Origin of the sequence: Nocardia sp. NPDC050413, from assembly GCF_040655475.1 — a bacterium.
Classification (GTDB): Bacteria; Actinomycetota; Actinomycetes; order Mycobacteriales; family Mycobacteriaceae; genus Nocardia; species Nocardia coubleae.
On the sequence record NZ_JBFAJZ010000004.1, the window covers coordinates 120,585 to 146,408 of the forward strand.

Annotated in this window: 21 protein-coding genes; 8 read left to right on the plus strand and 13 right to left on the minus strand. The window is 69.1% G+C overall.

The features are described 5' to 3' along the window. The first annotated feature begins 6 nt into the window (after nucleotides 1-6). From sigK to AB0I19_RS12925, 3 genes are read left to right on the plus strand one after another with little or no spacing between them, the layout of a single operon-like run. The gene (gene sigK / locus AB0I19_RS12915; protein WP_067980246.1) at nucleotides 7-657 is read left to right on the plus strand and encodes an ECF RNA polymerase sigma factor SigK; all 651 of its coding nucleotides are present in this window, start codon (nucleotides 7-9) and stop codon (nucleotides 655-657) included. After that, nucleotides 654-1,379 carry an anti-sigma factor gene (locus AB0I19_RS12920; RefSeq protein WP_357148007.1) on the plus strand — a complete coding sequence of 242 codons (726 nt, stop codon included), beginning with the start codon at nucleotides 654-656 and terminating at the stop codon, nucleotides 1,377-1,379. Before sigK ends, AB0I19_RS12920 begins: the two co-directional genes overlap by 4 nt. A 48-nt stretch (nucleotides 1,380-1,427) precedes the next feature. Beyond that, nucleotides 1,428-2,966: a molybdopterin-dependent oxidoreductase gene (locus AB0I19_RS12925; protein WP_357148010.1), complete on the plus strand. Its 1,539-nt coding sequence runs from the start codon at nucleotides 1,428-1,430 to the stop codon at nucleotides 2,964-2,966. 7 nt (nucleotides 2,967-2,973) lie between these two features. On the opposite strand, the gene AB0I19_RS12930 is transcribed toward AB0I19_RS12925, so the two are convergent. The 9 genes from AB0I19_RS12930 to AB0I19_RS12970 all read right to left on the minus strand — a co-directional run bounded on the left by AB0I19_RS12930 (nucleotide 2,974) and on the right by AB0I19_RS12970 (nucleotide 13,878). Next, nucleotides 2,974-3,924: a Ppx/GppA phosphatase family protein gene (locus AB0I19_RS12930; RefSeq protein ID WP_357148012.1), complete on the minus strand. Its 951-nt coding sequence runs from the start codon at nucleotides 3,922-3,924 to the stop codon at nucleotides 2,974-2,976. 39 nt (nucleotides 3,925-3,963) lie between these two features. After that, on the minus strand, nucleotides 3,964-4,485 hold the full coding sequence (locus AB0I19_RS12935) for a DUF501 domain-containing protein (protein ID WP_357148015.1): 522 nt from the start codon (nucleotides 4,483-4,485) through the stop codon (nucleotides 3,964-3,966). After that, nucleotides 4,486-5,058, minus strand: coding sequence for a septum formation initiator family protein (locus AB0I19_RS12940; RefSeq protein WP_357148017.1), 573 nt, complete (start codon nucleotides 5,056-5,058; stop codon nucleotides 4,486-4,488). A gap of 44 nt (nucleotides 5,059-5,102) precedes the next feature. After that, nucleotides 5,103-6,389, minus strand: a complete 1,287-nt coding sequence (eno, locus tag AB0I19_RS12945) for a phosphopyruvate hydratase (protein ID WP_357148019.1) — start codon at nucleotides 6,387-6,389, stop codon at nucleotides 5,103-5,105. Between the two features lie 115 nt (nucleotides 6,390-6,504). Next, a complete protein-coding gene (locus AB0I19_RS12950; RefSeq protein WP_067485552.1) occupies nucleotides 6,505-7,215 on the minus strand; it encodes a lytic murein transglycosylase in 711 nt (236 codons plus the stop codon). A 79-nt stretch (nucleotides 7,216-7,294) separates the two neighbouring features. Further along, nucleotides 7,295-8,425, minus strand: coding sequence for a hypothetical protein (locus AB0I19_RS12955; protein ID WP_357148022.1), 1,131 nt, complete (start codon nucleotides 8,423-8,425; stop codon nucleotides 7,295-7,297). A gap of 65 nt (nucleotides 8,426-8,490) precedes the next feature. Next, a complete protein-coding gene (locus tag AB0I19_RS12960) occupies nucleotides 8,491-11,157 on the minus strand; it encodes an ATP-binding cassette domain-containing protein (protein WP_357148025.1) in 2,667 nt (888 codons plus the stop codon). A 277-nt stretch (nucleotides 11,158-11,434) separates the two neighbouring features. Further along, a complete protein-coding gene (locus AB0I19_RS12965; RefSeq protein WP_357148027.1) occupies nucleotides 11,435-12,373 on the minus strand; it encodes an ABC transporter permease in 939 nt (312 codons plus the stop codon). After that, nucleotides 12,370-13,878, minus strand: a complete 1,509-nt coding sequence (locus AB0I19_RS12970) for an ABC transporter substrate-binding protein (RefSeq protein ID WP_357148030.1) — start codon at nucleotides 13,876-13,878, stop codon at nucleotides 12,370-12,372. Before AB0I19_RS12970 ends, AB0I19_RS12965 begins: the two co-directional genes overlap by 4 nt. Before the next feature lie 302 nt (nucleotides 13,879-14,180). Between AB0I19_RS12970 and AB0I19_RS12975 the strand changes: the two genes are divergently transcribed. From AB0I19_RS12975 to AB0I19_RS12995, 5 genes are read left to right on the plus strand one after another with little or no spacing between them, the layout of a single operon-like run. Next, a complete protein-coding gene (locus AB0I19_RS12975; protein ID WP_357148032.1) occupies nucleotides 14,181-15,296 on the plus strand; it encodes a TauD/TfdA family dioxygenase in 1,116 nt (371 codons plus the stop codon). Continuing rightward, complete coding sequence (locus AB0I19_RS12980) at nucleotides 15,268-16,278, plus strand: ornithine cyclodeaminase family protein (RefSeq protein ID WP_357148035.1); 1,011 nt, start codon at nucleotides 15,268-15,270, stop codon at nucleotides 16,276-16,278. The genes AB0I19_RS12975 and AB0I19_RS12980 overlap by 29 nt, the downstream gene beginning before the upstream one ends. Further along, entirely contained in the window at nucleotides 16,269-17,654 is a 1,386-nt protein-coding gene (locus tag AB0I19_RS12985; RefSeq protein ID WP_357148037.1) for an alanine racemase, read from the plus strand. Before AB0I19_RS12980 ends, AB0I19_RS12985 begins: the two co-directional genes overlap by 10 nt. Nucleotides 17,655-17,678: 24 nt before the next feature. Beyond that, nucleotides 17,679-18,713: a cysteine synthase family protein gene (locus AB0I19_RS12990; RefSeq protein ID WP_067485546.1), complete on the plus strand. Its 1,035-nt coding sequence runs from the start codon at nucleotides 17,679-17,681 to the stop codon at nucleotides 18,711-18,713. A 37-nt stretch (nucleotides 18,714-18,750) separates the two neighbouring features. After that, the gene (locus AB0I19_RS12995; protein WP_357148040.1) at nucleotides 18,751-20,142 is read left to right on the plus strand and encodes an MATE family efflux transporter; all 1,392 of its coding nucleotides are present in this window, start codon (nucleotides 18,751-18,753) and stop codon (nucleotides 20,140-20,142) included. Between the two features lie 45 nt (nucleotides 20,143-20,187). Here the strand turns inward: AB0I19_RS12995 and AB0I19_RS13000 are convergent, their stop codons facing one another. From AB0I19_RS13000 to mfd, 4 genes are all read right to left on the minus strand, one after another. Beyond that, nucleotides 20,188-20,763 (minus strand): TerD family protein, encoded by a 576-nt coding sequence (locus AB0I19_RS13000; protein ID WP_067485544.1) that lies wholly within the window; start codon nucleotides 20,761-20,763, stop codon nucleotides 20,188-20,190. A gap of 25 nt (nucleotides 20,764-20,788) precedes the next feature. Then, nucleotides 20,789-21,268, minus strand: a complete 480-nt coding sequence (locus tag AB0I19_RS13005; protein ID WP_357148043.1) for a pyridoxamine 5'-phosphate oxidase family protein — start codon at nucleotides 21,266-21,268, stop codon at nucleotides 20,789-20,791. Nucleotides 21,269-21,459: 191 nt separating this feature from the next. Further along, on the minus strand, nucleotides 21,460-22,161 hold the full coding sequence (locus AB0I19_RS13010) for a MazG family protein (protein ID WP_357148045.1): 702 nt from the start codon (nucleotides 22,159-22,161) through the stop codon (nucleotides 21,460-21,462). Beyond that, complete coding sequence (mfd, locus tag AB0I19_RS13015; protein ID WP_357148047.1) at nucleotides 22,158-25,766, minus strand: transcription-repair coupling factor; 3,609 nt, start codon at nucleotides 25,764-25,766, stop codon at nucleotides 22,158-22,160. Before mfd ends, AB0I19_RS13010 begins: the two co-directional genes overlap by 4 nt. Nucleotides 25,767-25,824: the final 58 nt, after the last annotated feature.

A 25,824-nucleotide genomic window follows, 5' to 3' on the forward strand; every position in this document is an offset into this window, starting at 1 on the left:
TCAACGATGACGAATGTCCCCGAACCCTCGCCGATCCGCCTGCGATCGGTGCCCACCGATCCGCCGCCCGCCTGTCCCACCGACCGCGGGGCGGACCGGGCTGTGCAGGCTCGGCTGGTGACACTGCTCTACGACGTCGCCGCGGGCAGTAGACCGGCGTTCACCGAGTTCTACCGGACGACCAGTCCACGGGTCTTCGGGCTCGCACTGCGGGTCGTGCGTAGTCATGCCCTCGCCGAGGAGATCGCACAGGAAGTCTTCCTGCAGGTCTGGTCCTTGGCCGCGGACTACGACCCGGACAAGGCGAGCCCGATCGGTTGGCTGATGATGCTCACCCACCGACGTGCTGTCGACCGGGTGCGCGCCGAGCAGTCCGCCACGAGTCGTGACATCGTGTTCGGCCACTGTCATCTCGGACGCGATCACGACGTGGTGTCCGAGGAAGTCACCCAGCGACTCGACGAGCAGTCGGTGCTGGATTGCCTGGAAACGATGACCGCCCTGCAGCGCGAAGCGGTCGCGCTCGCGTATTACAGCGGGCGCACATACGTCGAGGTCTCCGAGACCTTGGCAGTACCGTTGCCGACGGTGAAGAGCCGGATCCGGGACGGATTGAAGAGGCTCGAGAACTGTTTGACCGGAGGGACTTCCCGATGAGCGACACAGATCGGCGGACCCCTTGGTCGTGGATCGACGAGGCGTACCCCTACGCCTTGGACGCACTCGATGCCCGGGAACGCCACGAGATCGATGAGCGGCTAGCGGCCGCGGGAACCGTTGTGGCTGCCGATTTCCACGCCGACGTGCGGCGTATTCAGGAGACTCTCGCCGCGCTGACAGCGATGGACGTGGTGACACCGCCTGCCCGGCTGGAGGCAGCGATCTTGCAGGCGCTGGACCAGCGCGGCGCCCAGCCGCTGAGAACGAACTCCGTGGCTGGGCGCCGCCCAGCGCGATGGCTCGCGGCGGCGGCGGCAGCGGTCGTGCTCGCGGGCGCGGCGGTGGGTATCACAGTCGCTGTGGACCGGGCGAACGACGGACCGGGCGCGGTCACCGCGCAACAGGTGCTCGAGCAACCCGACAGCCGGTCGGGTTCGGCCGCTGTCACCGGCGGCGGTGAGATGGTCGTGCACCTGTCGAAGGAACTCGGGGCCGCGGCCGTGGAGTTCCACGATCTCCCGGCCCTGCCCGCCGATCGGGCGTATCAGCTGTGGCGGGTGCCGCCCGGCGGGCAACCGGAATCGGTCGCCGTGCTGGCCGGACAACCCATGATCGTCACCCCGGTCCGATTGGCCGACGTACTGGCCGTGACAGTCGAGCCCGCGGGTGGTTCGTCAGCCCCGACGCTACCGGTGCTCACCGGTATGACGGTCGACTGACCCGCCCGCGGGAGACCGGGGGCAGCCACACATCCTCAGGAGGTCAGTATGGTCTACCCCGCGCCCCGGCGGCTCGGACATCGCATGGCCGCGGCCGCCGCTACGGTGGCTGCGGCGGCCGTACTCACTGTCGGTCATCTCGTGTCCGTGGTCGTCGCGCCGTCCGCGTCACCGTTTTTCGTGCTCGGCGCCACGGTCGTCGACAACACACCGAAGTGGCTGAAGGACAGCGCGATCCGCTGGTTCGGCGCCAACGACAAACTGGCGCTGGCCATCTCGATGGCCGCGGTGATGGTGGTGGCGGCGAGTCTGCTCGGTGAGCTCGCCCGGCGTCGCTTCGCCCTCGCGGCGGGCGCGCTCACCGTGCTCGGCGTGCTCGTCGCCTTCCTGGCGCTGCGGCGTCCGAGTGCCACGTTCTGGTTCGCGGTGCCTGCGCTCGCCGGAACCCTCGCCGGTGTGGCCGCGCTGACCGTGTTGTTCATGAGCTTCTCGAAGGCGGAGCCGGAACCAGCCGCCGGACCGAGCAGGCGTGGTTTCATGCTGGCCCTGGCCGGGGTGACCGCGGGCGTCGTCGCGGCAGGCGTGGCCGGGCGATACCTCGCCACCCGATTGCGCGATATCGCCGCCGACCGCGCCGCCTTCCTGCTGCCCCGGGTCGCGAAACCGGCACCACCGGTGTCGGGTGAGATGGATCTGCCCGTTCAGGGGATCACTCCGTTCGTCACCGACGCCGACGAGTTCTACCGCGTCGACACCGCCCTGCAACTGCCCTCGCTGACCCGCGACGAATGGCGACTGCGTATCCACGGCATGGTCGACCGCGAGATCCGCCTGGACTACGACGAACTGCTGGCCCGCGACGCCGTCGAATCCGTCATCACCCTCACCTGCGTCTCCAACGAGGTCGGTGGTGACCTGCTCGGCACGGCCCGCTGGACCGGGTACCGGCTGGCCGACCTGCTGGCCGAGGCGGGTCCCTCCCGCGACGCCGATATGGTGCTGTCGCGCAGCATCGACGGCTTCACCGCGAGCACCCCGCTGGCCGCCCTCACCGGCAACCAGGACGCCCTGCTCGCCGTGGCCATGAACGGTGAGGCCCTCCCGGTGGCGCACGGTTATCCGGCCCGGATGATCGTCCCCGGCCTCTACGGATACGTCTCGGCGACCAAGTGGGTCGTCGACCTCGAGGTGACCCGCTTCGATCGCGCCGAGGCCTACTGGACTCGTCGCGGATGGGCGCCGACGGCGCCGATCAAGACCGCCTCCCGGATCGACGTCCCCGCGGCGTTCGCGACCCTGCCCGCGGGCCCGGTCGTCGTCGCGGGCGTCGCCTGGGCGCAGGGCCGCGGTATCCGCGCGGTCGAAGTGCAGGTCGACGACGGCGCCTGGCAGCAGGCCACCCTGGCCGAGGCCTACTCGATCGACACCTGGCGGCAGTGGACCTGGCGCTGGGACGCCTCACCCGGCACCCACTCCCTGCGGGTCCGAGCCACCGACGCCACCGGCTATGTCCAGACCGACGAACGAGTCCCGCCCTTCCCGGACGGTTCCACCGGACACCACAGCCGAGTGGTCACCATCCGCTGAGCCGCTGCTAGCCCAGGATCGACATGGCGATGCCGTCGAGGATGTCGTGTTCGCTGACGACGAGTTCGGTGACGCCCGCTCGCGCGGCGAGTTCGTCGGCCAGCACCTCGGTGATCACCGCGCCGCCGCCGATGACATCGACCCGGCCGGGGTGCATGGGGCCGAGGGCGGCGCGCTCGTCGTGGTCCATGGCGACCAGGCGGTCACACACCTGGTGCACCTCGTCGAGGCTCAGACGGGTGAGATGCACTCGCTCCGAGTCGTATTCGGGAAGGTCGAGGGCGACGGCCGTGATGGTGGTCATGGTGCCCGCGACACCGACCCAGGTGTGCACCTTGTCGACCGGGACCTTCGCGAACGCTTCGTCGAGCTTCTCCTGCGCGAATTCCTTTGCCGCCGCGACCTGCTCGGCCGTAGGCGGATTGCCCGGCAGGCAGCGTTCGGTGATGCGTACGCAACCGATATCGGCGGAATAGGCGGCTTGCACACCCTTTTCGTCGCCGACGACGAGTTCGGTGGAGCCGCCACCGAGGTCGACAACCACGAAAGGTCCGGCATCGGCCGACAATTCACCGACCGCGCCTGCGAAGGACAGCCGAGCTTCCTCGTCACCGGTGATGACTTCGGCGACGGCACCCTCGACCACGCGGCCCAGCTCGGTGCGGGTCATGGAGAAGAAGTCGTCCCGGTTGGTGGCGTCGCGGGTGGCCGAGGTGGCCACCATCCGCACGCGTGAAACACCTTGCGCCAGCATCACATCGACGTAGTCGGCCAGCGCGGCGCGGGTCCGTTCGATCGCGTCGGGGGCGAGTCGTCCGGTCGCGTCGACACCCTGGCCGAGTCGCACGATGCGCATCTCGCGGTGCACATCGGTGAGCACGTTGTCGGCGCCGACTTCGGAGATCAGCAGACGGATCGAGTTGGTTCCGCAATCCACTGCGGCGATGCGCTCACTCATGAGTGTTCCTCCAGGTCTCGACCGGCTGCTGTCCCGCGATTATGCCTGTTCGTCGGACTTGCGGGCAGCGGGCCAGTCGGCGGGAACGGCAGTTCCGCGCAGTCCGGCGTCGGCGGCCAGGGCCACGGACTCGTCACCGAGCGGGTTCACGCCCGGCCCCTTGGCCAGGGAATGCGCGATCAGCACGTGCAGGCACTTGACCCGGTCGGGCATGCCGCCGCCGGTGAAATCCGTTCCGAGCGACTCGATCTCGTTGCGCTCGGCCAGGTAGCTCTCGTGCGCGGCGCGGTAGGCGGCGGCCAGTTCGGGGTCGTTGGCGAGGCGTTCGGTCATCTCGCGCATCACCCCGGCCGACTCCTGCCTGCTCGCCTCAGCGGTCAAGCGCGGGTCGGTGAGGTAGTACAGCGTGGGGAACGGGGTGCCGTCGGGCAGGCGCGGCGCGGTCTTCACCACGGCGGGCAGACCGTCCGGGGTGCGGTAAGCGATCGCGAGGACTCCGCGCGGCTCGCGGCCCAGTTGCCGAGCGATGATCTCTAGGTCGCGCTCGTTCGGTGCGGTCACCTACGGTCCTTCCGGTGCTGGTTCGGAGATGCTGCGCCACAGGTCGGTGTACCAGGGGTCGGGCTCCGCTGTTCGGGTACTCATCGGCGGCGGTGCGGGGGCCTCGATGCCGGGAACCTGCACGATGTAAGGGGTTTCGCCCGGCATCACCAGCCGCAGCCGTTCACGGGCCTCGGTGCGGATGTAGGCCGGATCTTGTTGCTGCGCACGACGATCGCGCAAAGCGGCCAGGTCGGCGTCGAGTTCCGCGCGTTCCTCGGCCAGCGCGGCCGCCTCGGCACGCTGACTGAAGTACGTGCGCGTCGGCACGGCCAGGGTGAGCGCCAGTCCGCACAGTACGGCGGCCAGGATCACCGCCTTGCCGGTGGAGAGCCCGAGGATCGTGTGCTCGGTGCGTTCCAGCTTGCCGCTCGGCTTGCGGGTGGCCGTTTCCGGCCGCCGCCGGGTGGTGCGTTTGGCGGCGGTCGGACGGCCGGGTGTGTCGAGCGGACTGGGGCGTGAGCGCGCGGACCGCGACGTGCGCCGGTCGCCTCGTCCACCCGGACTGGTCCCCCGCGCACGTCGCTCGGTCATTGGCGCTCTACCCCATCATCTCCAGGTCCCGCGGTACTTCTTGTTCAGAACTCGCCGGTGAAACGCGGGAAGGCCACGTCGCCTGCGTAGCGTGCCGAATCACCGAGGGCGTCCTCGATGCGCAGCAGCTGGTTGTACTTGGCGACCCGCTCCGAACGCGCGGGGGCGCCGGTCTTGATCTGGCCGGAACCGACGGCGACCGCGAGGTCGGCGATGGTGGTGTCCTCGGTCTCGCCCGAACGGTGCGACATCATGGTCTTGTAGCCGTTGCGGTGAGCCAGGTCGACCGCGTCGAGGGTCTCGGTGAGGGTGCCGATCTGGTTGACCTTCACCAGCAGCGCGTTGGCCGCGCCCTTGGCGATGCCCTCTTCCAGGCGCTCCGGGTTGGTGACGAACAGGTCGTCGCCGACGAGCTGCACCTTGTCGCCGATGGCGTCGGTGAGCGCGACCCAGCCGTCCCAGTCGTCCTCCGACAGCGGGTCCTCGATGGAGACCAGCGGGTACTGGGTGAGCAGCTCCTCGTAGAACCGGCCCATCTCCTCGGCCGAGCGGACCTTGCCCTCGAACTTGTAACCCTCACCGGGGGTGTAGAACTCGGTGGCGGCCACGTCGAGCGCGAGCGCGACATCGGTGCCGAGCTTGTAGCCCGCCTTCTGGATGGCCAGGCTGATCAGGTCGAGCGCTTCCTTGGTGCCCGCGACGTCGGGGGCGAAGCCGCCCTCGTCACCCAGGCCGGTGGACAGGCCCTTCTCCTTGAGCACGGCCTTGAGCGAGTGGTACACCTCGGTGCCCCAGCGCAGCGCCTCGCGGAAGGTGGGCGCGCCGATCGGGGCGACCATGAATTCCTGCACGTCCACACCGGTGTCGGCGTGCGCGCCACCGTTGAGGATGTTCATCATCGGCACGGGCAGCACGTGGGCGTTCGGGCCGCCCAGGTAGCGGAACAGCTCGAGGCCCGAGGACTCGGCGGCACCGCGCGCCACGGCCAGCGAGACGCCGAGCAGGGCGTTCGCGCCGAGGCGTGACTTGTCGGGGGTGCCGTCCAGATCCAGCAGGACCTGGTCGACGGTGCGCTGCTCGACGGCGTCGAGGCCGATGATGGCGGGCGCGATCTCGTCGAGGACACCCTCGACGGCCTTGGTGACACCCTTGCCGTTGTAGCGGTCGCCACCGTCGCGCAGCTCAACGGCCTCGTGCTCACCGGTGGACGCGCCGGACGGCACGTCTGCCCTGGTCAGGGTGCCGTCGTCGAGGGCGATCTCGACCTCGACAGTGGGATTGCCGCGCGAATCCAGAATCTCGCGAGCTCCGACCTGTTCGATGATGGCCACGAAAACGACTCCTTACGACGGAAAGGCACGGTAGGTCTCACGGGATGGTCCGTGCGCAGCCGAGCCTATCGTCTCGCGGTGGCAGGCAGTAACCGGCACTCCGGGCAGGTGGCGACTAGGCGCGGCGCCCGATGCTGTAGGCGGCGGCGCGATCCCGCACGACCAGCATGTACTTGTTCGACTGGTTGTAGGCGAACAGGGCACGCTGCCAGCCGTCGGCCGAGGTCAGGTTGCCGCCGCGGGTGCAGAGGTAGCGGGCGGCGGTGAGGGCGGCGTCGTCGATGTTCTGGGGATCGAGCACGCCGTCGCCGTTGGCGTCGACGGCCCAGCGCTGCCAGGTCTCGGGGATGAACTGCAGCGGGCCGACCGCCCGGTCGTAGGTGGTGTCGCCGTCGAGGCGGCCGCCGTCGGTGTCACGGATGACGGCATTGCCCTTTGTCCCGTCGAGGGCGACACCGATGATGGGCGGGCGAACGGTCCCGTCGGCGTCCACGTCGGCGCCGCGGTGGGTGCCGTGCCCGCTCTCCACGCTGGCGATGCCCGCGATGGTCGTCCAGGCGATGCCGCACTCGGGCGCCGACCTGGCGAGCACGGCGGCGGCGTAGCCGTAGGCCTCGAGGGCCACCGGTGCGATGCCGAGCGCGTCGGATTGCTCGTCGGCCCAGCCGCGCAATTGCGTGGCGGCGCGACCCGGTGCGTCGATATCGATGACGGGTAAGGCCACGCCGGGGCCCGGTGGCATGTCACCGGGAATCGACGCGAGCGAACTGCACCCCGTGAGCAACGCGGCCACCGCCACGGCGACGATGACGCCGGCTTTCTGCACAGACACTCAACCAATCATCCAGATCAGCGCGCCGCCATGCACATCTCACAGTGACTTCTCAGAGTTCTCAGGTCGGTTCTCAGGTCGCGACGAGGCAGATGGTCGAGCCGTGGGACACGCCCGCCTCGCGTGACATTCGCGCCTCGCCTGCCGAACAACCGATGTTCGCTTCGTCGTACACGGACGTGACGCGACCGTCGGCGCTGCTGTCGTCACAGCTCACCAGCCTCGGCAGGCCGGCGGTGCCCGCGTAACCGGTGACGCAGTCGCCGGGCCGGGCGTAACCGAGGTGGTTCTGGTCGATCGGCCCCAGGCAGACGACGACGCGCAGATCGGTGTGCTCGTTGAGCGAGACCGATGCCGCGTTGGCGTTGGTGACCTCCTCGCATTTCGGGTCGGCCGGTTCGGTGTACTGGGTGCGCACCGAGAGCACCCGGTGCGTGGCGGACCGGTGCGCGCAAGCGATCGTCTTCATCGACACGTTCGAAGCGCATTCGCCCACAAAGGCTCCCGCCATCGAGTCGGAGTCCTCGGCGGGTTTCGTGCAGATCACCACGGCACGGCCACCCAGGGACGACTGGGCGTAGGCTTCGCGGGTTTCCGGGTGGGATTCGCAGGCCCGATCGGTGACCGGGACCTTGACGTGCAACTCGGTGGCGATCACGACGTGCGGTCCGCCGGTGAATCCGCATGTGCTGCGTTCGATTTCGCCGCCGGACTTGCGCACATCGATGCAGTCGCCGGGGCGAAGACCGCCCGCGTCGGTGGCGTTCTTCTCGGTCGGTTCGAGGCACAGCACGGTTTCGCCGTCGGTGGGGCTCGGGTCGGCTACCGCGCGGGTCGCCTTCTCGAACTTCATGCAGGCCAGGGCGAAGGGGTGCTGCATCGGTTCCCTGGCGTGCACCCGGTAGACGGCGAGGTCGTCGGCGCAGGCGTATTCGACGGGCAGTTCGTCCCGGCTCACGCAATCACCGACGGCCATGCGTGGTTCATCGGGGCGGGTGAGGAGGTAGCCCGTGACCGCTCCGGCGGCGGTGAGCAATACGACGACGGCGACGATCGCGAGCATCACCAGGGATCTACGCGATCGGGTCGGTTCCGGCGCGGGATTCGGAGACGATTCGCCCCACGGCCGCGCCACCGGAATGTCGGTCGACGGTGGCAGGCTCGGCGGCACAGCGCCCTCATGCGGAGGGGCGGGGTGGATCATCGGGTTCGTCTCCTTGAAAACGCTTGGGGGACAACCCGATGAGATCGGCTCGTATCGCTGCGCCGTTACACCAACAGCTCCGCGGTCGCGCGATGCGTCGGAGCCGCGAGAACGATTGCGGGATCACCTCTTTCGACGACTTCACCGTGGTCGAGAACCAGCAGGTCGGTGCAGTGCCTGGCGACCAGAGCCATGTCGTGGCTGATGAGCAGGACGGCGGTGCCGTGCTCGGTGCGCAGGCGGTCGAGCAGGGTCATGACGCCCGCGGCCGTGTGCTGATCGAGGGCGGTGGTGATCTCGTCGCAGATCAGGACGGCCGGATCGGCGGCGAGAGCTCGCGCCAGGGCGACGCGCTGACGTTGGCCGCCCGACAGTTCGTGCGGGCGCCTGCCCGCGAGGTCGGCAGGCAGATCCACATCGGCGAGCAGGGCGTCGACCCGCTTACGCACATCCGCTTTCGGCACGCGGGCGATCCGCCGCAGCGGCCGGGCCAGGGTCTGTTCGACGGTTCGGCGAGGATTCAACGCTGCCAACGGGTTCTGCGTGACCAGCTGAATACCCTTGGCCCCCGGCTTGATCCGTCGCCGTTTCCCGACCGGCGCCCGCACCGCGCCTGCTTCGACAACGCCCGCGACCCCGATCTGCAAGCCGGCGATCACCCGCGCCAACGTGGTCTTGCCTGCCCCCGAAGGCCCGACCACCGCCAATGCCGCCCCCTCGCGCACTTCCAGATCGATCTCACCGAGAATCCGGTGGTTGTCGGCGGTGGCGGTGATCCCCTTGGCGGACAGCGCGATTCTCGGCGATTCCCGCCCGTCGGTCGCGGGATACGCAGGTCCGGCGAAATCCTCGGCAACGGGGATCTCGCCGCGCGGCGCCTGGTCAGCTGACCCAGCGGCCCGGTCGTCCTCGGGCTCAGCGGTGCGGCGACCGGCTGTGCGGTGAACAGCTGCAACCGTGGCGCCGTCACCCGTCGACGCGTCACCTCGTGGGCGGCTGTACGCCGTTGCCTTCTCATCGTGCCCGATCGGCGCCGATCCAGCCCGCCGGGATCGCGGTACGGCGCTGGGTGGACGGACTTCGATCACCGTGTCGGCGATGGCACGGACGGTGGTGGTGTCATGGCCGGATAGCAGGACGGCGGTGGCGTCGGTGACGGCGAGATCGGCGATGAGCCGCGCTATTTCGGTGCGCAAGGCGCCGTGCAGACCGGCGAGGGGTTCGTCGAGAACGAGGACGGTCGGACGGCGGAGGAGGGCGCGGGCCAGGGCCACCCGGCGTTGCTGGCCACCGGACAGGCGACCGACGCGGCGCCGCAGGAACGTCTCGTCCAGCCCGACGCGATCGAGCATCGCTTGTCGTTCGGCCTCGGAGCTGGTGGGTGCGGCTTCGGCGAGGAGCGCACTGACGCGCAGGAGGGGGTTCAGCTCGGACCCGGGATCCTGGCCGACGTAGGCGATCCGCTCGCGCCGGAAAGTCCGCAGCGCACCGGGATCGAGCCCGAAGACGTCGTGTCCGGCCACCAGAACCGTGCCCGCACACCGCATCCCGGCGGGCACGTGCCCCAGCAGCGCCCGCATCGCCGTCGACTTGCCCGCCCCGGACGCCCCGGTCAGCGCCGTCACGGATCCCACCTTCAGCCGGAAGGACAACGGCGCCAACAACACCGCCCCCGCAGCGCTCACCACCGTCAGCTCATCCACCACCGCCGCATCCCCGGCGTCGACCGCCGCGGGGTGTCCGTTCCGCCGCCCGCTGGACACGAGTCCGTCCATCACCGCCTGCTCTACGTCAGTGGGCGATGCTGTCTCATCTGGCATCCCAGCGGGGGTGCCCGCTTGATCGCGCTGCCCGCCGAAACCGGAAAGCTGCACGTCACCGCGGCTGCCCGCGTCGACCATCGCACCTCGATCGGGGACGTAGTCAGTGGCTCCAGCCCGGTGGCGTCGGGCACCATCACGCGCGGACCCGGCGGTGACCACCAGGTTCACGCCGACGGCGACAACCGCGATAGCGGCGCTGGGGGCCAGCACGGCCCAGGGGTTGAGGAGGATGCCGGAGGCGTTGTCGCGGACCATGATCGCCCAGTTGTCGGCCCCGAGCGCGGACACACCGAGGAAGGAGACGGTGCTCACCAGGTAGATCGCCACGACGAAACGCAGGCCGAGCTGGGTGGTGAAGACCGAGCGGAGGTTGGGCAGGATCTCACGGAACACCAAGTAGGGCAGTGATTCTCCGCTGGCGACGGCGGCTTCGACATAGCCGGTGGCGGCGATGCTCGCGGCCGAGGCGGCGAAGATCCGTGCGCAGTAGGGCACACCGAACACCAGCGACACCACGATCAACGCCGCTACCCCACCCTCCGGCCAGGCGGTGAGCACGAGCAGGATGCCGAGCACGGCGGGCAGGAGAATGACGAGATCACCGGCGAGTTCGATCACCGAACCCGCGCGCGGGCGCACCGCCGCGACCGCCCCGAGCACCGCGGACAACACGGTCACCGCCACCGCGATCACCGCCGAGACCACGAGCAGCTGAGTGCCCCCGGTCAGCAAATGGCTGAACACATCGCGCCCGAGCCGGTCGGTGCCGAGCACCGCGTCCCCACCCGGCCCCGCGAACGGAATCCCCACCGCCTCTTCCGCCCCGTGCGGCGCGAACAACGGCCCGACCAGCGCGCCCAACACCACCAGCCCCACCCCGAAACCCGTACCCCACCGCCACGAACGCACAACTCCCCTGAAACGCCCCGCCGTGCGCGAAGCGCTCCGGCCGAGCCCCCACCTTTCCGCACCCATCACGCCACCTCCACGGATTCCCCGAAGCCCCAGCCCTCACGCCGGGCTCTCCTCGGAATCCACCGGTCCACACCGATCACACTCGTCTTCCTCGACCCGCCCGCCCTGTGCACCTCACCCCCACAAGACTCGGACATTTGATCACCACGCTCTGGTGGCAGCATCGGCCGAGTAGCTCCCGCCACCAGCGTGTGGTGATCCCGAGCGCCGGTCATCGGGAGCCCCGGGTGGACCAGGTGCGGACGAAGTCGGCGCACGCGAGGAGGACCATGATGACGATGGCGGTGAGGGCGACCACGGCGGCGACGGTCGCGGTGTCGCGGTCGGCCACCGAGCCCGCGAGGACGGCGCCGACGCCGGGGTAGTTGAAGAGGGTTTCGACGACCAGGGCGCCACCGAAGAGCATGCCCACCGACGTCGCGTATCCGGCCACGATCGTTGGAGCGGCGAAGGGCAGCATGTGGCGCAACAGGATGGTGTGGCGCGGAAGACCGTCCAGGACAGCACTTTCCACATGCGGTGCGGCGGCGACATCGAGGAGCGCCGACCGGACCACCCGCGTGTTCCAGCCGATCTGGGGAATCGCGAGCGCGAGCACCGGGAGCACGAGCATCTCGGGGCCCGCCGGGAATCCGGAGCGGTCGGTGATCGTCACGGCGGGCAACCAGCCGGTGGCCAGGGAGAACACCAGTATCAGCACGGTGCCGCAGACGAATTCGGGGACGGCGACGGCGATGGTGGTGGTCGGTTGCAGGATTCGCGAACCGAAAGCCTTGGGCCGCATCGCCCACCAGCAGCCGAGGGCGAGCGAGCACACCACCGTGAGCAGCAGGGCGATCCCGCCGAGCAGCAGCGTCTGCGGGAACTTGTCGGCGAGCATGTCACCGATCGAGTTACCGCGTGCGGTCCGGCCGAAATCACCAGTGAGCACACCGGTAATCCAGTGCCAGAACTGCACCGGCAGTGCGCGATCCAGGCCGAGCTCGTGTTCCTTGGCCGCGAGTTCGGCCGCACCGGCCTCCCGGCCCAGCACCGAGCGGGCCGCGCTGCCGGGCAGCAGGTCCACCGCGACGAACACGATGGCCAGCAGGGTCACCAGCAGCACGACCCGGCGCAGCGCGGGCAGGGCGAACGCTTTCACGGCACTCACGCCAACCAGGCACGTTCCAGCTGGACGCGGGCGAAACCGCCGAGGGTCGGCAGTCCGCGCACAGACGCGGCGGCGATGTCGACGCCGTCGGCCATGCCCCACACCAGGTAGCCGCCACGCTCGAACTCGATGCGCTGCAACTCACGCACCGCACGGCCGTACTCGTCGCCCGTCGCGGCGAGCGCCTTGGCGTTGGCGGCGTCGAATTCCGGGTCGCGGAAGGCGGTTTCGTTGCGGTTGGAGCCGGAGGTCATCAGCTTGTCGGCCAGGAACAGCACCGAATCGTTGGTTCCCCAGGACACGGTGTAGAGCGGAGCGTTCAACCAGGTCTGGTCGTAGAACGCCCCCGACTCGACCACCTGCACCTCGAGGCGGACACCGATCTCGGCGAGTTGGGTGGCGATCACCTTCGCCGACTCGACCTCACCGGGGACCTCGGCCTTGGTGACGAACGGGTAGCTACGCCCGGTATCGAAATTCGCCTCACGCAGCAAGGTTTTCGCCCGCTCGATATCGCGACTGCGGCGCAGCGAGGTGTCGTAGAGCGGGTCGGCGGTGCCGAGCACATCGGCGGCGACCGTGCCGAACCCGGAGTGCACCTGGTTCACCAGCGCCTCCCGGTCCACGCCGAGCCGCAACGCGGTGCGCACCCGGGCGTCGGCGAACGGCCCGTCGGCGGCGCGCATCGCGACACCGAGCATGGTGTCGTCCGGGCGGCGGATCACCTGCAGGTCACCGCGCCCGGCGGCGGTGCGGCCCGCGATGGCACCCACATTGGAGGCCAGATCGATCTGCCCACCGAGCACCGCGTTGCCGAGCGCGGTGACGCTGTCGAACATGGTCACCTCGATGGCATCCAGCGACGGCGGGGTGCCGTGCCAGTTCTCGTTGCGCACCAGGCGGGCGTTGCCGTTCTGGTAGGACTCGAGCCGGAACGGACCGGTGCCGACGGCGGCGGTGAAGTCGGTGGTGCCCTGCGGGACGGTGAAGGTCATCAGCCGAAGCAGCAGCGGCAGTTGGGTATTGGGTGCGGGCACGGTGAACACCACACGGTTCGGTCCGTCGGCGACGATGTCGTTCTCGGCGACCGGCATCTTCGACGCCCCGCCAACCGACCGCAGCCGCCGCATCGACCACACCACGTCCTCGGCGGTGACCGGCGCGCCGTTGTGGAACTTGGCGCCCTCGGCGATGGTGAAGGTCCAGCGGCGGTTCTCGGCGTCGGCCTCCCAGCGCGAGGCCAGGCGCGGCACGACATTCGGATCGTCGCCGGGAACGGTCAGCGCGTCGTAGACGAGGGAGGCGATCAGGAAGTCGCTCTCGTTGCTGAGATTGGCGTGCGGATCGCGTTCACTACGCGCGGCGGTGCCGAGCGCGCCGACGCGCAGCGTGCCGCCCGGCTCGACGGTTCCGTTCGACTCCTCGCCGCTGGTGCACGCGGCGGCCAGCAGCACTGCGGTGAGACCGATGCCGGATTGCAGCAACTGCCTGCGTGTGAAACCCATGGTGTTCCTCCTCGAGCGGCGGGCGCCGAACCCCTTCACCGGGCGCCGCAAACTAGGCGAGGCTAGCCTAAAACAGTGTCCCGGTGGTGGTCTTCCTTTCGACCGAGACCGTTCCGCCACGCCGCCCACGGCCCCCGATTCGGCGACTGCCAGCGACTTCGGGTAGAAATCAGCCTCATACCCATAAGCTATTTGCCATGAGAGCATGTTAGGTAAGTCTTGCCTAATCCATTGCCAGGCACTACCTTCGCTCATCGAGTCTCCACCACCCGCGTTCGACCGATGCGAAGAAGGGAAGGCCGGTGAAAAGCGTTCTCTCCGAACGTAAAACGATTCACCTGCACGACATCGAGTACCGCGAGTTCGAGCCGGACGCCGCCCGGGCCGTTCGCCGCCTCGCCGCCGACATCCGACATCAACTGAGTGACCTACCGCATACCGAGACCCTGCACGACCCCACCCTGCTCGCCGAGATCGATCGCCGCGCCGGCGAACTCCCGGCATCCGTGCGACACGCCGTCCGCCCACCCGCCACCGCGGCGGGCGCGACCGTGGTGCGGGGACTGCGCGTGAGCGACGCCGAATTCGGCCCGACGCCTGCGGATTGGCAGCGCGCGGCCGTCTCGGCGGGCGATTCGACCCACCTCGGTTCGCTGGAACTCGACATCGTCCTGCTGCTGCTCGCGCGGTGTGCCGGCGAGCTGTTCGGCTGGCTCGGTCAGCAGAACGGGCGGCTGGTCAACAACATCGTGCCCGCCGCCGGACACGAACACGAACAGTCCGGTGCCAGCAGCGCGACGCTGCTGAGCCCGCACTCCGAGGACGCCTTCCACGCCGAACGCGCCAATCTGCTGATGCTGGCGTGCGTGCGCAATCCCGACCGGGTGGCAACCACCGTGTCCTCGATCCGCGAGGTCGAACTCAGCGACGAGGACCGCCGCATCCTGGCCACCCCGACGGTGCCGATCCTGCCCGATGTCTCCTACGGCACCGACTTCGGATCGTTCGCACCACCGCTGCCTACCGTCTGGGTGGACGAAAACGGTTGTGACACCATCAGATACGACCCCGCCTACACCCCGCTCGACGACGCCGACCCGGCGTTCCGCGCGGCCTACGCCCGGCTCACCGCCGAACTCGCGCGCGTCTGCCACGCTCCGGCGCTTGCCCCCGGCGAGCTCCTGCTCGTCGACAACGACGTGGCCGTGCACGGCCGGGTACCGTTCCGCGCCCGCTACGACGGCACCGATCGGTGGCTCAAGCGCGTCAATATCCGCCTGCCGGAACGTCGTCGGCGGGGCGAGGAAGCGTCCGAGAATGGGTACGGGCAAGAGGTGATCGCGCCGTATCGGGCGCGCACCGATCGGACGGCAGGGCAGGACAGTGCAGATGAACGAGGATCCGTTGAACAACCGTGACCGCAGCGTCGGGCTCCGAGTGCTCTCGCGCAGCGATCTGGCCGATGTGCCGATCACGCCCGCCGAGGTGGTACGGGCCGTCGAGGAGGCCTATCTCGCCTTCGCCGCGGGCGAATCCGACAACCCGCGCAAGCTGAGCGTCGCCGACCCCGGTGGCTCGTCGGTGTCCTACGCGATGCTCGGCCGCGACGGTCGCCGCCGCGTGGTGGCGATGAAGACCTCCTACAAGTTCGACCCGGGTCACGACCGCAGCACCAAGCGGTACTACACCACCATCACCCTCTACGACGACACCACCGGCGCCCCCATCGCGATGATGGATTGCGCCCGGGTCGGCGCGTTGCGCACTCCGGCGGTATCGGCGCTGCTGGTGCGCGAGACGGTCCGCCGCGGCGCGGAGAGCGCGTTGCTCATCGGTACCGGAACGCAGGGGCGCAACGCGCTGCCACACCTGCTCGCGGCGAACCCGCAGCTACGCAAGCTGATGGTGTACGGCACGCACGCCGAGGGCCTCGCGGCGGTGCACGCGCAGCTGGCCGCCGAGGTGCCGCACGCGGTACTGGAACAGGTCGACGATCCGTACGCGGCGGCACCCACCGCCGATGTGGTGCTGGCGACGGCCGGTCCCGGCACGGAGGTCGCGCTCGAATCCTCCCATCTGGCACCGGGTTCCGTCGCGGTGCTCGTGGGATACGGGCTGGCACCGTCGACGCTGGTCGACGCCGACCGGGTGGTGGCGACCAGTGCCGCACAGATGGCGCTGACCGGCACCGACATGGCAGGCCCCGACGGCACGCTGCGCTCGGTCGACGTCGAACTCCCCCAGATCCTCACCCGCGCGGCAACGGCTCGTCGCTCCGACGACGAGAAGATCTTCGTCTACAACAGCGGGCTTGTGCTCACCGATATCGCGGTAGCGCATGCGCTGGCGGCGCGCGCGATCGCCGAGGGGCGGGGCACGGAGGTGCCGCTGTGGGATTAGCCGGAGCCGACTCCGTCCAGGTCGTCGACGAATCCCGTTCCAGCGCAACCGATGGCCTGACCCATTGCGCACCGCCGATGCCCGCCTACATCGATGCGGTGGAGCAACGGCTGCTCGATGATCCCCTGCTGCTCGGCGACATCGCCGAAGCGGTCGGCGGACCGTTCCACGTGCTGTTCCCGGAGCGGGTCGCGGTGAACGTCGAGGCTTTCCAGTCGGCGTTCACCGTCGCGGGGGTCGACGGGTTCGTCTACTTCGGGAAGAAGGCGAACAAGGCGGCCTGTGTGGTCCGGGCCTGCGCGGAATCCGGAGCCGGAGTGGATGTGGCCAGTACCGGCGAGCTGGTGGCGGCGCTGGCGCAGGGCGTGCGTGGCGAGGATCTGATGGTCACCGGGCCCGCCAAGTCCGACGATCTGCTGTGGCTGGCCGCACGTCATCGCGCGCTGATCGCGATCGATGCCGTCGACGAGCTCGACCGGCTCGCCGCGCTCGACCTGCCTGCCCGGATCGTGCTTCGGGTGCTGCCGGAGGGGTCGACGAGCCGGTTCGGTCTGGATCGCCGGGAACTCGAGCAGACGATCGGAGCTATTGCCCCCGGCGGACCGATCAGCCTGTCCGGCTTCAGTTTCCACCTGCCGGGTTACGACGCCACCGCTCGCGCCGAACAAGCCGCGGCCCTGGTCGACCACTGCCTGCGGGCACGATCCGAGGGTCATCCCGCCGACATCATCTCGATCGGCGGTGGCTTCGGCGTGGACTACCTCGATGCCGATTCGTGGTCTCGTTTCCGGGAGACACTCAGCGACAACTGGTTTCACGGCAGCGCGCCTGCGGAGGACTACTACCCCTATCATTTCCCGGCACCGGGTGCCGACATGCTCAGCGCCGTCCTCGCACACAACGGGCTCGTGAAAAGGCTGCGCGACAACGGCATACGACTGGCTGTCGAGCCGGGACGCGCACTGCTCGATCGCGCAGGCAGTTCTGTTTTCCGCGTGCAAGGCGTGAAAACCCGTACAGCACAGGGCCATCCGTACGACATCCTCACCGTCGACGGCACCAGTCTGAGCCTGTCCGAACAGTGGTTCGCCAGCGAATACCTGCCCGACCCGGTGCTGTGGCCGCAGCGACCCGGCGCCACCACACCCAGCTGTGTCGGCGCGACGACCTGCCTGGAATCCGACCTGCTCAGCAGGCGGCGAATCCCGCTGCCCCGCCGCGCTCGCGTCGGCGACCTGCTGATCTACCCGAACACCGCCGGGTATCAGATGGATTCCAACGAGTCACCGTTCCACGAACTCCCCCTGCCGCCCAAGGTCGTGCTGCGTGAGCGCGCCGACCGGCTGCGCTGGACCCTCGACACCACTTCCCGCTGATCCCCTTCCGATGGAGGAAACCCCATGGCTCTCGTCACGCGCGTGACGGATCTGATCGGCCGCACTCCCCTGTTCGAGCTGGCCGTCACCGACAGCGGCACCCGCCTGCTGCTCAAGCTCGAACAGTTCAATCCCACCGGTGCCGCCAAGATCCGCATGGCCCGCTCGATGGTCGACGATGCCGAGCGGCGCGGTTTGCTGCGCGATGGCGGGCATATCATCGAATCTACGTCCGGCAATACCGGGCTCGGCTTGGCGGTGGTCGCGGCCGAACGTGGCTATCGGTTCACCGCCGTGGTCGACAACCACGCCTGTAAGGACAAACTGCGCGCGATGAAGGCCATGGGCACCGACCTGGTGTTCGTCGCCGACGACGGTGACGACGAACTGGCCACCTCGGCACGGGAAGATCTCGCCGAGGCGATGGCCGCCGCCCGCGACGACGCCTTCTTCACCGAACAGCACAACAACGACGCCAACGCCGTCGGCTACTACGCGGTCGCCGAGGAATTGCTGGCCGAGGTGGAGCGAGTCGACATCCTGCTGTCGGCGGTCGGCACCGGCGGGTCGCTGTTCGGCACCGCCACCCGCCTGCGCGAACTCGGCTGCGTGCCGAAGGTGATCGGGGTGGAGCCGGTCGGGTCCATCGCCTTCGGCGGCGAAGGCGGCCCGTACTGGCAGTCGGGCACCGGTACCCCGCCCGGCGCGACCATCGGCACCGCGGTCGACTACAGCCTGCTCGACGAGGGGGTGAAGGTGAGCGATGTCGACGCGTTCGCCACCGCCCGCGCCGTCGCCAGGACACACGGGCTGCTGATCGGCGGTTCCGCGGGCGGTTCGGTGCACAATGCTCTGGCCCGGCTCGAGGAATTCCCGGCCGGCTCCACCGTGGTCACCATCGTGTGCGACGGTGGCGAGAAGTACTTGGACACCGTGTTCGACGACGACTGGATGAGCGCGCGCGAGTTGCTCGACCCGGCCGCCGAATGCGAGGTCACCACACTGCTGCGCCGGTACTCACCGCTGCGGCGCCACGACGAACTGATGGAGGTCAGGTGAGCGCGATCGCGCGCGAAACGGAGACCGGGGAGCGCTGGTGAACGGTAAGAACACCGACACCAGCGCACTGGCCAAGCTGGCGACGCCGATCGCGTTGACCCAGCTGGCCCAGATCGCGGTATCGACCACCAACCTCGTGCTGATGGGCACGCTCGGTGTCGCACAGGTCGCGGCGGGCGGCCTGGCGCTGGTGTTGTTCAACCAGATCCGCACCATGTGCGTCGGCCTGATCACCGGGACCGGTAATCAGATCGCCGGTGCTCTCGGCGCGGCGGGCAAACGCGGCGAGTCGGCCGACGACGAGGTGCGCGCGGTGGTCCGGGCGGCGTTCGTCATCGCCACCATCGCGGGCTTGCTCGGTGGTGCGGTGCTGATCGGTCTCGGCTGGGCGCTGTCGTGGCTCGGGCAGGACACCGCCGTTCTCGACCTGGCCCGTCCGATGATGATCGCGCTGGCCCCCGGCCTGCTGCCGTGCCTGTGGTTCCAGGTGTTGCGCCAGTACACCGTCGGCATGCAGCGTCCCCAGGCACTGTTGATGGTGACGCTCGGGTCCGTCGTGCTGAACCTGGTGCTCGCGCTCGCCTTCATCCACGGCTGGGCAGGCATCCCCGCCTCAGGTCTGACCGGCGTCGGCATCGCCACCTCCCTGGTCTTCCTGATCACCTTCGGGGTGTTCTGGGCGATGGTTCGCCGCGACGAGCAGCTCGGCGCCACCTTGCCGCGAACCCCGTGGCCGGTGCGCTGGGCGACCGTGCGTGAGGAACTTCGCCTCGGCACCCCCATCGCGCTGACCTACGGTTCCGAGGCGGGCATGTTCTCGGTGCTGGCGCTGGTGATGGGCAGTTTCGGCCCGGCCGCCCTGGCCGCGCACAACGTCGTGTACCAGATCATCTACATCGTCTTCCAGGTCGCGATCGGCCTGTCGCACGGTGCGTCGATCCTGGTCAGCCATGCCGTGGGCCGCGACGAGTACAGCCACGCCAAGTCCCTGGCCTGGCTCGCCCTGCGCCATGCGGGTGTACTCGCCATCGTCACGGGGGCGGTCTACATCCTGGCCCCCGACGTCGTGCTCGCGCCTTTCCTCGACACCTCCGACACCGCGACCGTCGACATCGCCCACACCCTGCTGCTCATCGGCATCGTGCTGCAGTTCTTCGACGCCGCCCAGAACATCGGGACGGGTCTGCTGCGCGGGCTGAAGGAGACCTCGGCGGGCTTCCGGCTCTCGCTCGTCGGTTACTGGGGTGTCGGCATCCCGGCCGCCCTGCTGTTCGCGTTCCCGCTGCACCTCGGGGCGGCAGGCGTCTGGTGGGGCCTCACGGCTGGCCTGGCCACGACGGCAGCGCTCATGCTCCGCAAGTACTTCAGCCTGCTCGACCAGGCGAGTACGACTCCGCTCCCGCGTATTCCAGCGACCCAGGCAGGATGACGGGCGGCGGTCGCCAGGACCGCCGCCCGTTCGTCGCACGTTTCGTCAGATGTTGACGCCGTAGTCGCGGGCGATCCCCGCGAGTCCGGACGCGTATCCCTGGCCGATGGCGCGGAACTTCCACTCGTTGTTGTGCCGGTACAGCTCACCGAAGACCATCGCGGTCTCGGTCGACGCGTCCTCGGACAGGTCGTAGCGGGCCAGTTCGACGCCGGTGTTGGCGTCGGTCACCCGGATGTAGGCGTTGCGGATCTGGCCGAAGGACTGGCCGCGGGCCTGGGCGTCGTGGATCGAGACGGGGAAGAAGATGTTGGTGATCGACGGTGGGGTGGCGGCCAGGTCGACGTTGATCACCTCGTCGTCGCCGTCGCCCTCACCGGTCAGGTTGTCGCCGGTGTGCTCGATGGTTCCCTCGGGCGAACGCAGGTTGTTGTAGAACACGAAATGCTGGTCCGACAGCACCTTCAGGTTGGCCCCGGTCGCCAACGCACTGGCATCGAGATCGTGGTCGGCGCCGGTGGTGGTCCGCACGTCCCAGCCGAGACCGACCGCGACCTTGGTGAGGTTGTCGGTCTGCTTCGACAGCGAGACATTGCCGCCCTTGGCGAGTGAGACGCTCATGAAAACCCTTCTGTCCTGATCGTGTTCAGTGCTGCTGCTCGGCCCAGGTGCGCAAGGTCTCGACCCGGCCCTCCAGGGCGCGCAGTTCGGTGTCGTCGAGAACCGTTCGCTGGATGCCACGGTCCACCGCGAAGGCGGACTGACGGTGGTCGTCGATCACGTCGACTTCGATCCGCACGGCAGCGTAGTCCTCGGCCTCGGGCATCTGCTCGGCGATCACGGTCGCCCGGCCCCGGGCCGACAGCGCCACATTGCCGCCGCCAAGGATCAGCAACGCCACCTCGGGTCGCTCCCGCAACCGGGCGAGCGACCCACGATTGGTGCGCAGGCTGATGAGGATGCGCCGGTCACCCGCGCGAACCGGCCAGGAGACCGGGATGGCGTGCGGGCCGGGATCGGTGGTGACCAGTACCGCGATGGTTTCCTGCGGCCACACCGGCAGCACGTCGAGTTCGGGATGGTCGGTCACCACATCCTGCTCTGCCGGATCGACTTCTGTTGCCATCTACCTCACCTCGACGATCGTCGGACACCCCTGCTCGCCGCGAACGACGCGCTCGCCACCGAGTCTAAAGCGCTGTGGCACTTGCCGCTAAGGTCTCGGCAGCGATCATCGGGCATTCCCCCGATCAAGATCGTTAGCCGATGGGTAACTGCGTACGTCGGCCGCAGTCGATCGCGTGGTGTCGTCGGTGGTCAGCTCGGCCAGTAGGTGCGCCAGTCCTCGGCGGTGAGCGGTAACCGCTCCCCCCGTGCCGATTCCGCCGCGTCCTCGGCCGCGCGTATGGTCGCGGCGAAGTCGAGTGCGGCCTTGCGCAGGCGTTCCTCGGCGGAATCCGGCCCGCCGAGCTCGACCGTGCGCAGGGCCGCGGGGATCAGGTCGTCGGGCAGACCCCCACGCGCTCCGCGGACGCGGATCTTCTCGGCGAGCGCGAGCGCGGGCTGGGCCATGGCGATGCCGTCGAGACAGGAGCGCCGCGCCTTCTCCGCGGATTTGCGCTCCTCCCAAGCCTTTTCCTGCGCGGCGATCTTGTCGGCCACCGAGATACCCGGTGGCAAGTCGGCCTCCACCAGATACGGGCTGCGGTGCACGAGCTTGTCGACCAGCGCCGCCGCCACATCGTCGACGGTGAATTCGCCTGCGGCTTCGGCGATCCGGGAGTGGAACAGCACCTGCAGCAGCAGATCGCCGAGTTCCTCCTTGATGGTCTCGTAGTCGCCGGAGCCGATGGCGTCGAGCAGTTCGTAGGTTTCCTCGAGCAGGTAGGGGCGCAGCGAATCGTGGGTCTGGGTGGTTTCCCAACCACCGAAGTGCCACAGCCGGTCCATCACCCGCACGGCGTCGGCCAGGCCCGCCGCGACGACGGCGGTATCGGCCGCCTCCTGCGCCTCGCTCATACGCTCGCCTCGGCCGGCACCGAAAGATCCACCATCCCTTGCGGTTTGCCGTCGAGCACCAGCAGCAGGTCGGCGACGAATTGCAGCACCGCGACATCGCGGACCCGGTCGGCGCCGACACTGTCGGTGACGCGTGGCAGCGGCAACTGCACCATTCCGCTGGCCGCGCGGTAGGTGGCGCTGGGGTAGATCCGCTTGAGCCGCATCTGTTTCGAGTCGGGCAGGTTCAGCGGGGCGATCTTCAACGTCGAACCGGTGACCACGATCTCGGACACGTCGTACTCGCGCGCCAGCAGCCGCAGCTTCGCCACCGCCACCAACCTGCCGACCTCCACCGGCACCGGCCCGTACCGGTCGACGAGCTCCTCGACGACGGCGGCCAGCGCCGAATCGTCCTGTGCGGAGGCGAGTTTGCGGTACGCCTCGAGCCGCAGCCGGTCGCTGGCGATGTAGTCGGGCGGGATGTGCGCGTCGACGGGCAGGTCGATGCGCACCTCTTTGATCTCCTCGGTGACGATCGGTTTGCCGTCGGCGGCGGCCCGGTAGGCCTCCACCGCCTCGCCGACCAGCCGCACGTACAGATCGAAACCCACGCCCGCCACGTGACCGGACTGTTCGGCGCCGAGCACATTACCCGCGCCACGGATCTCGAGGTCCTTCATCGCGACCGCCATACCGGCGCCGAGATCGGAGTTCTGGGCGATGGTCGCCAGCCGGTCGTAGGCGGTTTCGGTGAGGGGCTTCTCCGGCGGGTACAGGAAGTAGGCGTACCCGCGCTCACGGGAACGACCGACCCGGCCGCGCAACTGGTGCAGCTGGGAGAGGCCGAGGGAGTCGGCGCGTTCCACGATCAGGGTGTTGGCGTTGGAGATGTCGAGACCGGTCTCGATGATCGTGGTGCACACCAGCACGTCGTATTCGCGCTCCCAGAAACCCTGCACGGTTCGCTCGAGCTGGTCCTCGTTCATCTGACCGTGCGCCACGACCACCCGCGCCTCGGGCACCAGATCGCGAATCTTCTTGGCGGCCTTGTCGATCGAGGACACCCGATTGTGCACGTAGAACACCTGACCGTCGCGCATCAGCTCGCGGCGGATGGCGGCGGTGACCTGCTTGTCGTTGTAGGCGCCCACGTACGTGAGCACCGGATGACGTTCCTCGGGCGGGGTGAGGATGGTCGACATCTCGCGGATGCCCGCCAGGCTCATCTCCAGGGTGCGCGGGATCGGGGTGGCCGACATGGTGAGCACGTCGACGTGGGTGCGCAGCGCCTTGATGTGCTCCTTGTGTTCCACACCGAAGCGCTGTTCCTCGTCGACGATCACCAGACCGAGGTCCTTCCAGCGGACCCCGGTCTGCAGCAACCGGTGGGTGCCGACCACGATGTCGACGGATCCGTCGGCCATCCCGGCCAGGATCTCCTTGGAATCGGACGCGTCGGTGAAGCGCGACAGGCCCCGCACCGTCACCGGGAAGCCCGCCACCCGCTCGGTGAAGGTCTGCAGGTGCTGCTGGGCCAGCAGTGTGGTGGGGACGAGCACCACCACCTGCTTGCCGTCCTGCACCGCCTTGAACGCCGCGCGCACCGCGATCTCGGTCTTGCCGTAGCCGACATCGCCGCAGACCACTCGGTCCATCGGGACCGGCTTCTCCATATCGGCCTTCACATCGGTGATGGCGGTCATCTGGTCGACGGTCTCGGTGAACGCGAACGCGTCTTCCATCTCCTGCTGCCACGGGGTGTCCGGGCCGAAGGCGTGTCCCGGTGCGGCCTGGCGGGCGGCGTAGAGCTGCACCAGCTCACCGGCGATCTCGCGAACGGCCTTGCGCGCCTTGCGTTTGGTGTTCGCCCAGTCCGAACCGCCCAGCTTGGACAGGCTCGGCAGCTCGCCGCCGACGTAGCGGGAGAGCTGATCGAGCGACTCCATCGGCACGAACAACCGGTCGCCGGGCTGGCCGCGCTTGCTCGGGGCGTACTCGATCACCAGGTATTCGCGACGCGCCCCGCCGACGGTGCGTTCGATCATCTCGACGAAGCGGCCGATGCCGTGCTGGTCGTGGACCACCATGTCGCCTGCCGACAGGGCCAGCGGGTCGACCTGGTTGCGGCGCTTGGCGGGCAGCCGCTTGCCCTCGCTGGGCGCGGTGACGCGGTTGCCGGTGAGATCGGATTCGGCTACGACGACCAGGCCCGCGTCGTCGAAGATCAGCCCGTCGTGCAGCGAACCGCACAGCACACCGACCACACCGGGCTCCGGAACCGCCCCCGTCGGGAGCAGCGCGGCAGGCACCTCGGCCTCACCGAGCCGTTCCAGCACACGCTGGGCGGTGCCGTGCCCGGTGACCACCACGACGGCGCGCCCGCCGGTCGCCACATGCGCGCGCAGCGAAGCGAAGATGGTCGCGACCAGCTCCTCGGACCCGCGCGCGGTCGGGCCCGCGAGCACCGGCAGGTTCACCTCGACCGGATCGCCGGAGCTGAGCGGGCTCAACGTCCACCACGGCAGGCCGAGTTCGTCTGCGCTGCCGTGCAATTCGGGCAGCGAACGGTAACCGGAGGCGGCCAGGTCGAGACCGTGCGCGCCCAGCGGGGCATCGCTGCCGAAGGAAGCCGCCGTCCAGGAGGCCTCGAGGAATTCCTCGCCGGTGCGTACCAGGTCGGCCGCGCGGGTACGGATCTTCTCCGGGTCGCACAGCAGCAGGTGGGTGCCCTCGGGCAGCGCCTCGGTGAGCAGGCTCAGCTTGCCGGGCGCCAGGACGGGAAGCAGCGCCTCCATGCCGTCGACCGGGATGCCCTCGGCGATCTTGTCGAGCATTTCGACGAGCGCGGCGTCGGCGGCGTTGTCGACCGCGACGGCGGCGGCGCGTTCGCGCACCGGCTCGGTGAGCAGCAGTTCGCGGCACGGCTGGGCCACGACCACCTCGACGCTCAGATCGTCGATGGAGCGCTGATCGGCCACCGCGAACGGGCGCAGCTCGGTGACCTCGTCACCCCAGAACTCCACGCGCACAGGATGATCGGCCGTCGGCGGGAACAGGTCGAGAATGCCGCCGCGCACCGCGAACTCGCCACGCTTGCCGACCATGTCGACGCGCGTGTAGGCGAATTCGACCAGGCGCGCGAGCAGGGCGTCGAAGTCGTGGTCCTCGCCGACGCGCAACACGATGGGCTCGATATCGCCGAGGTCCGCCGTCATCGGCTGCATCAGCGACCGCACCGTGGTGACCACCACGCGCAGCGGTTCCGGGTACACCGGGTCGTCGGGGTGGGCGAGCCTGCGCAGCACCTCGAGCCTGCGCCCGACCGTGTCGGCGCCGGGTGAGAGGCGTTCGTGCGGCAGCGTCTCCCAGGACGGGAACATCGCCACCGAGTCGCCGAGCATCTCGGCCAGCTCGACGGTCAGGTCGTCGGCCTCGCGGCCGGTGGCCGTGACGACGACCAGCGGGCGCTGGGCGGCCACGGTGCTCGCGACGAACGCGCGCACCGCCGAGGGGGCGACCAGTTCCACCCCGGACTTGCCGACCAGATCGGCCACCGTCCGCAGCGCGGCATCACCCCCAGCCGCCTCGGCCAGTCCGGCGAGCGGGGGACGAAGGGAGGACATGAACGCTCCTGAATGCGCAGACGGGATGGTCGAGGAGGACGTAGCAAAGTCTAGTCAC